Origin of the sequence: Actinoplanes sp. SE50/110, assembly GCF_900119315.1 — a bacterium.
In the GTDB taxonomy this organism is placed as follows: domain Bacteria; phylum Actinomycetota; class Actinomycetes; order Mycobacteriales; family Micromonosporaceae; genus Actinoplanes.
Genome location: NZ_LT827010.1, coordinates 2,575,001 through 2,585,904 on the forward strand (window position 1 = coordinate 2,575,001; position 10,904 = coordinate 2,585,904).

9 protein-coding genes and 2 rRNA genes (1 of these 11 cut by a window edge) are annotated in these 10,904 nt (G+C 68.6%); 3 read left to right on the plus strand and 8 right to left on the minus strand.

Translation table 11 applies throughout. The annotated features are described in order from the left end of the window. Both ACSP50_RS11505 and rrf read left to right on the plus strand, forming a co-directional pair. Positions 1-1,728 (plus strand): 23S ribosomal RNA (locus ACSP50_RS11505); it begins 1,346 nt to the left of the window's first position. A 100-nt stretch (positions 1,729-1,828) separates the two neighbouring features. After that, positions 1,829-1,945, plus strand: a 5S ribosomal RNA gene (gene rrf / locus ACSP50_RS11510). A 247-nt stretch (positions 1,946-2,192) separates the two neighbouring features. On the opposite strand, the gene ACSP50_RS11515 is transcribed toward rrf, so the two are convergent. The 7 genes from ACSP50_RS11515 to ACSP50_RS11545 all read right to left on the minus strand — a co-directional run bounded on the left by ACSP50_RS11515 (position 2,193) and on the right by ACSP50_RS11545 (position 10,041). Then, positions 2,193-2,630, minus strand: coding sequence for a CBS domain-containing protein (locus ACSP50_RS11515; protein ID WP_014689358.1), 438 nt, complete (start codon positions 2,628-2,630; stop codon positions 2,193-2,195). Positions 2,631-3,662: 1,032 nt separating this feature from the next. Then, positions 3,663-4,646: an STM4011 family radical SAM protein gene (locus ACSP50_RS11520; RefSeq protein ID WP_014689360.1), complete on the minus strand. Its 984-nt coding sequence runs from the start codon at positions 4,644-4,646 to the stop codon at positions 3,663-3,665. 296 nt (positions 4,647-4,942) lie between these two features. Further along, on the minus strand, positions 4,943-6,238 hold the full coding sequence (locus ACSP50_RS11525) for an STM4012 family radical SAM protein (RefSeq protein ID WP_014689361.1): 1,296 nt from the start codon (positions 6,236-6,238) through the stop codon (positions 4,943-4,945). Next, positions 6,235-7,017 carry an STM4013/SEN3800 family hydrolase gene (locus ACSP50_RS11530; protein ID WP_014689362.1) on the minus strand — a complete coding sequence of 261 codons (783 nt, stop codon included), beginning with the start codon at positions 7,015-7,017 and terminating at the stop codon, positions 6,235-6,237. The genes ACSP50_RS11525 and ACSP50_RS11530 overlap by 4 nt, the downstream gene beginning before the upstream one ends. A 1-nt stretch (position 7,018) precedes the next feature. Continuing rightward, positions 7,019-7,951 carry an STM4015 family protein gene (locus ACSP50_RS11535; RefSeq protein ID WP_014689363.1) on the minus strand — a complete coding sequence of 311 codons (933 nt, stop codon included), beginning with the start codon at positions 7,949-7,951 and terminating at the stop codon, positions 7,019-7,021. Between the two features lie 143 nt (positions 7,952-8,094). Beyond that, a complete protein-coding gene (locus tag ACSP50_RS11540) occupies positions 8,095-9,066 on the minus strand; it encodes a GNAT family N-acetyltransferase (protein ID WP_043513971.1) in 972 nt (323 codons plus the stop codon). Positions 9,067-9,135: 69 nt separating this feature from the next. After that, positions 9,136-10,041, minus strand: coding sequence for a siderophore-interacting protein (locus ACSP50_RS11545; protein WP_014689365.1), 906 nt, complete (start codon positions 10,039-10,041; stop codon positions 9,136-9,138). Between the two features lie 138 nt (positions 10,042-10,179). On the opposite strand from ACSP50_RS11545, the gene ACSP50_RS11550 reads away from it, so the two are divergent. Beyond that, entirely contained in the window at positions 10,180-10,635 is a 456-nt protein-coding gene (locus tag ACSP50_RS11550; protein WP_014689366.1) for a PleD family two-component system response regulator, read from the plus strand. A gap of 5 nt (positions 10,636-10,640) precedes the next feature. On the opposite strand, the gene ACSP50_RS11555 is transcribed toward ACSP50_RS11550, so the two are convergent. Beyond that, the gene (locus ACSP50_RS11555) at positions 10,641-10,820 is read right to left on the minus strand and encodes a hypothetical protein (RefSeq protein ID WP_014689367.1); all 180 of its coding nucleotides are present in this window, start codon (positions 10,818-10,820) and stop codon (positions 10,641-10,643) included. Between the last annotated feature and the right edge of the window lie 84 nt (positions 10,821-10,904).

The following is a 10,904-nucleotide window of genomic DNA, read 5'->3' on the forward strand; positions in this document are numbered from 1 at the left end:
GAGTAGCGAATGAAGGGTGAGAACCCCTTCCGCCGGATGACCAAGGGTTCCAGGGCCAGGCTAATCCGCCCTGGGTGAGTCGGGGCCTAAGGCGAGGCCGAGAGGCGTAGTCGATGGATAACGGGTTGATATTCCCGTACCCGCAAAGAAACGCCCAAGACGAACCCATCTGTACTAACTACTTGATCAATTCAATGGCTTCGGCCGGCGATGCGGGAGACTAGGACCTTGGGTGGTAGTAGTTTAGTGATGGGGTGACGCAGGAAGGTAGATGATCCCGGCCGGTGGTTGTGCCGGGGTAAGCGTGTAGGCCGTACCGTAGGCAAATCCGCGGTGCATGTAGGCTGAGACGTGATGCCGAGCCGTTCTGGTGAAGTCATTGATCCTATGCTGCCGAGAAAAGCCTCTAGCGATGTTTCGAGCGGCCCGTACCCTAAACCGACACAGGTGGTCAGGTAGAGAATACCGAGGCGACGGGTGAACTGTGGTTAAGGAACTCGGCAAATTGCCCCCGTAACTTAGGGAGAAGGGGGGCCGGACGCGTGAAGCCACTTGCTGGTGGAGCGTGGTATGGCCGCAGAGAGCAGGGGGAAGCGACTGTTTACTAAAAACACAGGTCCATGCGAAGTCGTAAGACGATGTATATGGACTGACGCCTGCCCGGTGCTGGAACGTTAAGGGGACCTGTTAGCTCTTCGGGGCGAAGCGGAGAACTTAAGCGCCAGTAAACGGCGGTGGTAACTATAACCATCCTAAGGTAGCGAAATTCCTTGTCGGGTAAGTTCCGACCTGCACGAATGGCGTAACGACTTCCCCACTGTCTCAACCACAGGCCCGGCGAAATTGCAGTACGAGTAAAGATGCTCGTTACGCGCGGCAGGACGGAAAGACCCCGGGACCTTTACTATAGCTTGACATTGGTATCTGAATTCGATTGTGTAGGATAGGTGGGAGACTGTGAAGCTCGGACGCCAGTTCGGGTGGAGTCATTGTTGAAATACCACTCTGTTGGGTTTGGGTATCTAACTTGCGGCCCTGATCGGGTCGAGGGACAGTGTCTGGTGGGTAGTTTAACTGGGGCGGTTGCCTCCTAAAGGGTAACGGAGGCGCCCAAAGGTTCCCTCAGCCTGGTTGGCAATCAGGTGTTGAGTGTAAGTGCATAAGGGAGCTTGACTGTGAGACTGACGGGTCGAGCAGGGACGAAAGTCGGGACTAGTGATCCGGCACTTGCGTGTGGAAGCGGTGTCGCTCAACGGATAAAAGGTACCCCGGGGATAACAGGCTGATCTTCCCCAAGAGTCCATATCGACGGGATGGTTTGGCACCTCGATGTCGGCTCGTCGCATCCTGGGGCTGTAGCAGGTCCCAAGGGTTGGGCTGTTCGCCCATTAAAGCGGTACGCGAGCTGGGTTTAGAACGTCGTGAGACAGTTCGGTCCCTATCCGCCGTGCGCGTTGGATACTTGAGAAGGGCTGTCCCTAGTACGAGAGGACCGGGACGGACGAACCTCTGGTGTGCCAGTTGTTCTGCCAAGAGCACGGCTGGTTGGCTACGTTCGGAAGGGATAACCGCTGAAAGCATCTAAGCGGGAAGCTCGCTTCGAGATGAGGTATCCCACCACCTTGAGTGGGTAAGGCTCCCAGCTAGACTACTGGGTTGATAGGCCGGAGATGTAAGCACGGTAACGTGTTGAGTTGACCGGTACTAATAGGCCGAGGGCTTAACCACCCTAAATTTTCTGCTTGCGTCCACTGTGTGATTCACAGCAAACGAACAACCACCCCGGTTCAAGAGTGCCGGGTTGCTGGTTTGTTCTGCTGATGGCTGTTTCGGTGGTCATAGCGGAGGGGAAACGCCCGGTTACATTCCGAACCCGGTAGCTAAGCCCTCCAGCGCCGATGGTACTGCACTCGGGAGGGTGTGGGAGAGTAGGACGCCGCCGGACTCAACTTGAAGAAACGCCCACCCGGGAACGGGTGGGCGTTTCTTTTTGTCTTTTCAGGCCCATTCCGGGATCCGGGTGGGCCTTTCTTGTGTGCTTGTTCGGGGTGGCGCGAGGTTGTCGGGCCGTGGCGGCTGCGGTCGCGGTCTTCGCCTCAGCAGGTGGGTGGTGGTGGCTGGGGTCGGCCTCCGGTTCGGGAGGTGGGCGCCCGGGGCTTGGTTTGTGGTGTTGGGTGTGGCCGGCCAGGGCGTCAGGTCCGATCGCCGGTTATGTAATCGGCGAGGGTGGTGCGTTCGGTTTCGAGCTCGTCGATTCGATTTTTGACCACGTCGCCGATGGAGACTATTCCGGTTAGGTGCCCGTTCTGGACGACCGGGACGTGGCGGAAACGGTTGTCGGTCATCAGGCGTTCGACATCCTCCAGTTGGGCGTCCGGGGAGACGGTTCGGACCTGGGTGGTCTGGATGGAGCTGACCGGGTCGGTCAGGACTGACGGGCCGTGGCTGGCCAAGGCCCGGACTATGTCTCGTTCGCTGACGATGCCGGCTACCGCGGTGCCGTCCCGGGAGACGATCGCGGCGCCGATCCTGTGGTGGGCCAGCTTGGCGATCAAGCCCTCCACGGAGAGGTCGGGTGGGACTGTCACTACTCCGGTGCCTTTGACGCGCAGGATGTCACTGATCCGCATGGGCTCTCCTTGTGGTGTTCGGCCCCCGTGCTCCCCTCTATCCCTCCTGACTTCTATGCCGAAAAGGCAGCCCCAAAGTCAAGCCCTACCGGTGTACGCCTTGCGTCCGCTCTCCTCCCCGGCCGTCGCCGTCGACTGTGGCTGCGTGGTCACGCGTGCATGTTCGGCCTGTTCAGTAGGGCTCTACGGCAGGGCGGAGGTCATCGTCGGCCGGGTGCGGCGACTACCGCGAATCGCATGGCGGGTTTGGTGGTTGTGGGGTGATGTCGGGGGATCTGTCGCATGGGGGACAACGTTGGGGTGACTGTGCGGTTAGGTTCGGTGACAGAGGGGATTGAGAGCGGGGGTTGAAGGGGCATAAGTGCGGCATAGCGGCCCTATCCACCACTTAGGAGAGGTGAGCGATGACAACGAACGCGCCCGACAAGGTTCGTGACTCGTATGATTCGGCGGAGTCGGAGTCCAGTCCGTCCAAGGTTCGCCGGGCGGTGACTGCGGTTCGCACGTCCCGGCCTGCTCAGGCGGCCACTACCCATCGCAAACCCTTGGCCGCCACGGTGCTTGCCCTCGCCGCGGCTGCTGCGGCGGCGACCGCGATTCTCCGGAAGCGGGCGGCCAAGCCGCGGCGTTCCGCCTGGCGGCCGGGATTCCTCAGCCGCTGATCTTTCGCACCGGCCGGCGCCGTCGCCTCCTCCAGGCGGCGGCGCCCCGCACTGCCCGGGGAGAGGCGCTTCGTTCAGGCGGCGGCGCCCCGCACTGCCCGGGGAGAGGCGCTTCGTTCAGGCGGCGGCGCCCCGCACTGCCCGGGGAGAGGCGCTTCGTTCAGGCGGCGGCGCCTCTCGCTGCCGCGCGGGAGGGTTGCTTTATCCAGGCGACGGCGCCTCGCACTGCCGCGCGGAAGGGGCCGTGTCCAGGCGGCGGCGCCCCACGGCCCCGCGGGAGGGACGCGTTGTTCAGGCGGCGGCCCTCGCTGTGGGTTCGAGGTGCGCTTCCTCAACGCGCGGCGTGCCTCATTCTCCGCCCGAGGGGTGCCTAGTTCGGGCGGCGGGGGTGCCCGGCGTTGTTTGTTGTCGGGGCGGCGGGCCAGGTGGCGGGGATGCGTTCCAGGAGGCCGCCGGCGAAGGTGGTGTGCAGGTCCAAGGGCTTCAAATGGACGTAGCCGATGTGGCAGTCGCAGATCGTGGTGGTGCAGGGGCGGGGGCGGAGGGCGGCGCGCCAGGAATTGTCGTACAGGTTGCCGATCGGGGTTGTGATGAAGTGGCAGCGGCGGACGGTGCCGTCGCCCAGGACCGAGATGACGGATTCGCCGGTGTGGCAGGGTTGGTTCAGGGAGGCGTGGGGGCGGACGCTGTAGCCGAAGAGCGGGTCAATCGCCGTCCAGTCGGCCTCCTCGTCCGGGGTGTAGTGCTTTCCCTCGGCCGCGTTCACCCACAGGTAGATCTCCGGGGGGAGAGCGGCTCTCAAGGCTCGGGCCTCGGTGAGGTGCTCCGGGAATCCCACTATGCCGACCGAGAAGCGGATACCCAGGCGCAGCAGGCTGGTGCAGCGGGACAGGAAGCGGGCGCGGGTTACCTGGCCGGGGTGGTAGGTGGTCCAGAGGGCCAGGGCATCGGGCTTGGCGGCGGTCAGCCAGTCGGGGCGGGCGGCCAGATTGGTCTGGATCGCCACTCGGTCGACGTGCGGCAGGTGGGAGAGGGTGATCATCGTGTCCCGGTACCAGCTACGGGTCAGCGCCTCGCCCCACGGGGTGAACAGGATCGACAGGCGGGTCTCGGTGGTGGCGGCGGCCCAGGCTGTGAAACGTTCCAGGGCGGTGCGGTCCCGACGCAGCAGGGCCGGTGGGTCGTGGTGCTTGGCGAAAGGGCAGTACGGGCAGTCGTAGTTGCAGCTGGCCAGCGGCCCGCGGTAGAGCACGGTCAGGGTTGGCGGCAACGGCGCGAGATCCCCGGCCGGCTCCGCCGGTCGTCGCACGGTGGGCAGCGGCAGCAGAGTGACCGGCGCGGAACCGGCCGCCACAGCAGATGCGGATGGCAGGCGGGGTGCCGCGGCCGGTGCGGATGGCAGGCGGGGTGCCGCGGCCGGTGCGGATGGCAGGCCGGACGCCGCAGCCGGCGCAGACGCAAGCCCGAGCGACGCAGAAGGATCACCCCCGGACGCCGGGGAAGGAGCGGCCCCGGCGCTCGGAGGAGGAGCGCCGTCGAGGCCCGGGAAAGGGGCGGCGTCGCGGGTTGGCGGGACAGCCTCCGGTGCCGGGGCGGGGGAGCGGCCGGCTGCTGGCGGACGGACGAGGCCCGATGCTCGGGGAGGTGCCGTCATCGGAGGTGGTATCCGGCCATGGCGGTGCGGACCTGGGCTGAGGTGAGCCATGGGCCGATGGCGTCGGAGCGTTCCAGGCCGGCCGGGGTGAGACGGAGGGTGCCGGGGTGGGTGAGGCCGGTGTCGGACAGGACAGCGAGCTGGGGGAAGTCGGCGACCGGGTCGGCGCCGAAGCGTCGACGGTAGGCGGAGATGTCGACGCCGTCGGCGCGGAGCAGGGATTTGATCAGCCAACGGCGGCGTTGCTCGGCGGGGGAGAGGGCGAAGCCGACCTCGGCGTAGGCGAAGTCGGCGGGTGGACGGGACAGGTAGTCATCGAGGACCGCGCGGACCTCGGTGACCGAGACCGCGTAGTCGAACGAGTAATGCAGGTCGCGGGTGTAGGAGCGGGCGCCGCAGCCGAGGCCGATCATGCCGTCGTCCTGGCAGGAGTAGTCGGGGCCGTCGTCGGCGGCGGCCGGGAGGCGGAACTGCCGCATCGACTCCTGCCGGTAGCCGGCCGCGAGGAGTGTGTCGCGGCCCTGGCGGTAGAGGGCCAGCCGCTGGGCGTCCCAGTCGTCGCGGGTGGCCGCGCGCCGGCCCAGGCCGGTCAGCGGGCGGACGTAGAGCGGATAGAGGAAGATCTCCTCGGGGCGCCAGGCGAGCGCCGCGTCCAAACTCTGCCGCCACGTGTCGGCGGTCTGGCCGTCGATGCCGTAGATCAGGTCCAGGTTGAGGACCGGGACCCGGGCGTCGCGGATCGCGGCGAGGGCGCGTTCGACGTCGGCGCGGCGTTGCGGGCGGCCGGCCGCGTGGGCCTCGGCGTCCAGGAAGCTCTGCACACCGATGCTGACCCGGGTGGTGCCGTACCCGGTGAGCACCGCCAGACGGTCGGGGGTGGCGGTGGCCGGTGACGTCTCCACCGACAGCGGGATGCCGGGCAGCCGGGCGCCCATCACCGTGGTGCAGATGTCGAAGAGCGCGGCGAGCTCGTCCGCCTCCAGATAGGTCGGGGTGCCACCGCCGATCGCGGCGCGGGCGAACACGGCGCCGTCGAGCGCGACCCGGGACGCCTGGTGGCGCAGCTGCCGCAGATACGCGGTGACCTGCTCGGCGGGGGCGCCGGTGCGGGTGAACAGGTTGCAGAAGCCGCAGCGCATCTCGCAGAACGGCACGTGCACGTAGAGGAAGAGGGCGTCGCGCGGCTCGTCGCGCCAGACGTCGGCGAGCGCGGGGCGCGGGTCGAGCGGGCGGTACGACGTCTTGTGCGGATACGCGTACAGGTAGCCCTGGTAGGGCGAGCCGTCGATCATGACGCCGCCGGGAGGGTGAAGTCCGCGTACGGCACCGTCCACACCACCTCGTGACCGATGCGGTGACCGGTGTGGCCGTCCTCGCCGTACGCCGTGCCGTGGTCGGAGCAGAGGATGGTGAACACCGGCCGTCCGCGTCCCCGCACCAGCGCGAACAGCCGGGGCAGCAGCCCGTCGACGTATTCGAGCGCGGCACCGTGGCTGACCACGGTGTCCTCCGCGAGCCCGGCGTAGTGCCGGTTCGGTTGGTGCATCGCGGCGACGTTGAGGAACGTGAAGACCGGCTGCCCGGGCGGGACCGCGGCCAGCGAGATCGCGAGCCGGTCGAGCTGAGCGCCGAGGCAGTCGGGAGCGGTCACCCCGAACGACGGCTCCCAGTGCGCCTCGGTGAACAGCCCGGGCAGCACCGAGCCGAGTGCGGTGCGCCGGTTGAAGAAGCCGACGCCGCCCAGGCAGAGCGTGTGATAGCCGTGCCGGGCGAGCGCGGTGGGCAGGTCGGGCACGTCGAAGACCCAGGTGTCCGGCCCGGTGCTCGCGCTGCCGGGGAAGGCGGCCGCGAAGAGTCGGGGCCCGGGGGTGGGCAGGAAACCGGCGAAGAACGCGTGGTGCGCGGCGTAGGTGAAGCTCGCCGGCGACTGGCGCCGTTCCCATCGGCCGCCGGGCAGCACCCGGGACAGGTGCGGGGTGCGCCCGGTCGCGGCCAGCTCGGCGGCCACGTCGTAGCGCAGCGTGTCCAGGGTGACCATCAGGATGTCGTGGCTGCCGATCAGGGTGCGCATGTCACTCCGAGACCGCGGTGTACCGGTAGGCGACGTCGTCGAAGACGTCGTCCTCCTGCGGGTCGTCGATGTCCACCTCGACGCCGGGCAGGGCGCCGACCACGGCGGCGGCGACCTCCGCGGACATGTAGTGGTGGCGCAGGTCGAGCCGGCGCAGATGGGTGAGCGGCTGGCCGGCCAGCAGCGCGGTGGCGCCGGTGTCGCCGAGCGTGCCCATCGACAGGTCGAGCGACTCCAGCCGGGCGACGACCGGCGCCTGGGCGAGCGCGACCGCGATCTCGTCGGCGGACTCGGCGTTGCGCAGCCCGAGCCGGCGCAGCCGCGGGAACAGCGTGCCGTCGAGCAGCGGGCGCAGGTCGGCGAGGCTGGTGTCACCGCCGTACTCGCTGGTGCCCAACCACAGCTCCAGGTCGGTGAGCTCGGGGAACGAGGAGGCGAGCACGGCGGTGGTGAAGGCGGAGCCCAGGCCGCCGCTCTCCACGACCAGGCGGCGCAGGCTGTCGTTGCGCACCGGGGAGAACCGGAAGTCCTCACCGCCGCGCACCTGCAGGGCCCGCAGCGCGGGGAACGCGGTGAGCAGCGGGCTGACGTCGCCCACCTTCATCCAGGAGACCTCGCACTCGTCGCCGGTGATGTCGCCGAGGAACAGCGCGCGCAGCCGGGGCAGGCGCGGGGCGGCGTCGACCAGCTGCCGGATCGGGGCCGGGCGGAACGCCGCATAGCCCCAGGCGCCGATGACCAGCGTCTCGGTGGTGGCGCCCCGGTCGGCGACGAAGCCCTCGAACATGTCGCGGAAGCCGTCGGAGAGCACGCCCTCCTGGTCCATCTCGTCGTCGTGCCAGGCGACGGACCAGGCGGTGGCGTCCGGTCGGCCGCCCGGGTAGTCGGCGACGACCTGGCCGGCGAAGGTCTCGGCGTTCGCGAAGAACGACATCGGTGGCTCCTGTCTCGCGTTCGATCCAGCGGCGAGACCGTAGCAGGAGGCACCGACAACAGGGGGCGGGCGCCGACGATGGTGTACGACGTCAGCACTGCACCGGTGTGATGCCGGAGGCGCCGAGGTCGACGGTGCGCACGTCAGAGTTCGATGCAGTAGTGCACCTGAGTGTCCTGGGTGATGAAGCCGGCCCTCTCGTACATCGTGAACTCTTTGCTCGAACTGTCCGCGTCGCCCCTGAGGCTGGCCCGTCCGTAGCCCTGGTCCTGTGCGGCCCGGAGCGTGTGGGAGATCAGGGCTTCGGCCACGCCGCGCTCCTCGTACGCGGGCCGCGTGGCGATGACCCGGAAATACGCGTCGCGGACGCCGGTCGCCGCCGTTTCCGCCTCCCACGAGACGATCAGGACGATCCCGGCCGCCGTCCCGGTTTCGACGTCACGGAGCAGGAAGCTCAACTCGGGCCGGAAGTTCGCGTTCACGGCCCAGACCTTCCACTCCTCGGCGCTGAGCGGCGACCGGCCCAAGGCCTGAGCGGCGTCGTTGCGGACCGTGCGGAACTCCTCGTCGGTCTCCGCCGTGTAGCTCTCGATGTGCAGACCGTCGGGGATGGGGGCGTCCGGAATGGCGGTGCCGAGCGGATGCCTCATGTGCCGGCTCCACTTCGTCGACGTCATGCCCGCCGCGCGGTACAGGGCGACGGCCCCGTGCACGTGCTCGCCGTAGACGGATTCGACGACCAGCTGGAGCGTGGGGTGATGCCGTGCGTGCAGCGCCTTGGCGGTCGCCAGTCCGTGCTGCATGAGCCTCGTCCCGAGGCCCTGACGGCGATGGGTGGGTCGGACGGCGCCGGCCGCGTGTACCCGGTGGACGACCTGGGCTGCCGGTTTGTAGTGGACCGCGGAGAAGCCGAGCATCGTCGCGCCGTCGAACACCGCCAGCGTGGACGTCGGGAGGTCGTCGACCGGTGAGTCCAGTTCCTCGGCCGCGTCCTGCTCGGTGTACTGCCCCCAGACGTGATCCTCGTCGTCGATCGCGTTGAAGAGGTCGGCCATCGCCGCGGCGTCGGACACGGCCAGCGGGCGCCAGATGAGGTCCCGGGATTCGGCAGTCATGATCGGCACCCTAGGGAGCCCGGTGGCGACTGTCATCTCTATTTTGGACCCGACGGCACCGGTTCGTGGTCAGCATTCTGCCCGGCCGAGACGCCAGTAGCCCATGAAGGCCACCGCCCGGCGATCGACGCCGCAGGTCGTGACCAGATGGCGGCGCAACGTCCTGATGACGGCGGCCTCGCCGGCGAGCCAGGCGTAGAAGCCGTCGGTGGCGGCGGAGCCGTCCGGCACCTCCCAGAGCATGTCCGCGTCGACGTCGACGTCCTCCAGCTCGGCGCCGGTGACGCCATTGACGCCGATCACCGCTTGAACGGCCGGGACGAGCTTCGCGCCGTGGGCGGCGCCGTCCCGCGGGAGCCAGGTGATCCGCACGCCCTCCGGCGCGGTGAGCGGCAGCTCGTCGCCGGTGACCGGTACCTCGAGGACGGCGTCGCCGCAGGTGGTGGCGGGGAGCGCGGCGAGAATGGCGGCGATCGCGGGGACGGCCGTCTCGTCGCCGGCGAGCAGGACGCGGCTGGTGCCGACCGGCGGGTGGAAGTCGATGCCGCCGTGCACGCCGGGGAAGTCCGCGTTCGGGCCGAGCAGGCAGGCGATCGAGCCGGGGGCGGCGGTGACCGCCCAGCGGGAGGCGGGACCGGTCTCGCCGTGCAGGACCATGTCGATGTCGACCTCGGCGAGGAGGGGGCGGACGGCGCGCACCGTGTACGTCCGGATCGGGTTGCGATGCTCGTCGGGCAGGGTGCGCCAGGCGGCGAACCAGTCGTCGCCGGTGGGCAGGTGGTCGAGGCCGCTGCCGGGCAGCGGGGGGATCAGCTTGCAGCGCTGGTCGAGGCCGTTGGCGGCGAACCGGTCGAGGTCGTCGCCGGTGAACGTGACGCGCAGGAAGCTGGGGCTCAGGCGGGTGACCCGGCGGACCTCGACCGGGAAGAAGCGGAACGGGAGTGCTTCGGTCGATGGCGCAGCGGTCGGGGTCAAGGTCGCCTCCCGGATCGGTTTAGGTAACCCTAACCTAATCTGTGGGGGCGTTCGCAACCCGATGGCACCCACCGGTTTCCTGCCGCGACGGGCCGGCTGGACGATCTCACGGGTCCCAGCACAGAAGGAGCCGACAGCATGCCGCACACCTCGACCACGGCCTTGACGTTCAGCGACGCCGAGGCCGGCCTGACCTGGCCGATGGGTGACTGGGCGGCCGCTCTCGAGCCGCCGACCGTGCTGATCGCCGACGACGACGAAGGCATCCGCGACCTGGTCGGCACCAAGCTGCGGGCGGCCGGGTACCGCACCCTGATCGCCGCGGACGGCCGCACCGCGATGGCCCTCGCGGTCGGCGAACGGCCCTCACTGGTGCTGCTCGACGTGTGCATGCCGGGCCTCGACGGGCTGGGCTTCTGCTACGAGCTGCACTCGTCGCCGGAGACCGCGCACATTCCGGTGATCTTCATCAGCGGGCGCGCCGAGCCGGACGACATCGCCCTGGGACGCGTGGTGGGCGCCGAGGACTACCTGGTCAAGCCGATCGACCCGGCCGATCTGCTGGAGCGGGTGCAGCGGCTGCTCGGGCACTGACCCGTTCAGACCCGGAACCGGGCGACCACGTCGCGCAGCTCGCCGGCGACCCGGGTCAGCTCGCTCATCGACGCGTCCGCCTCGCCGAGCGCGGACGTGGTCGCGTGCGCGGCGCTGGCGACCGCGGTGATGCTGCCGGCGATGCTGGTGCTGCCGCCGGCCGCCTCGCCGATGCTGCGGCTCATCTCGTTGTGGTGCTAGAGGGCTTTTCACGGCTTATCGCCGGATATCGGCCAAGCGGTGTCCGGTGGGAAAGCTGTGATCTGCCG

Excerpts from the sequence above, each read along its gene's own strand:
- ACSP50_RS11515 (WP_014689358.1), bottom strand. The coding sequence starts at position 2,630 with ATGCGGATCAGTGACATCCTGCGCGTCAAAGGCACCGGAGTAGTGACA.
- ACSP50_RS11525 (WP_014689361.1), bottom strand. The coding sequence starts at position 6,238 with ATGATCGACGGCTCGCCCTACCAGGGCTACCTGTACGCGTATCCGCAC.
- ACSP50_RS11530 (WP_014689362.1), bottom strand. The coding sequence starts at position 7,017 with ATGCGCACCCTGATCGGCAGCCACGACATCCTGATGGTCACCCTGGAC.
- ACSP50_RS11535 (WP_014689363.1), bottom strand. The coding sequence starts at position 7,951 with ATGTCGTTCTTCGCGAACGCCGAGACCTTCGCCGGCCAGGTCGTCGCC.
- ACSP50_RS11540 (WP_043513971.1), bottom strand. The coding sequence starts at position 9,066 with ATGACTGCCGAATCCCGGGACCTCATCTGGCGCCCGCTGGCCGTGTCC.
- ACSP50_RS11550 (WP_014689366.1), top strand. The coding sequence starts at position 10,180 with ATGCCGCACACCTCGACCACGGCCTTGACGTTCAGCGACGCCGAGGCC.
- ACSP50_RS11555 (WP_014689367.1), bottom strand. The coding sequence starts at position 10,820 with ATGAGCCGCAGCATCGGCGAGGCGGCCGGCGGCAGCACCAGCATCGCC.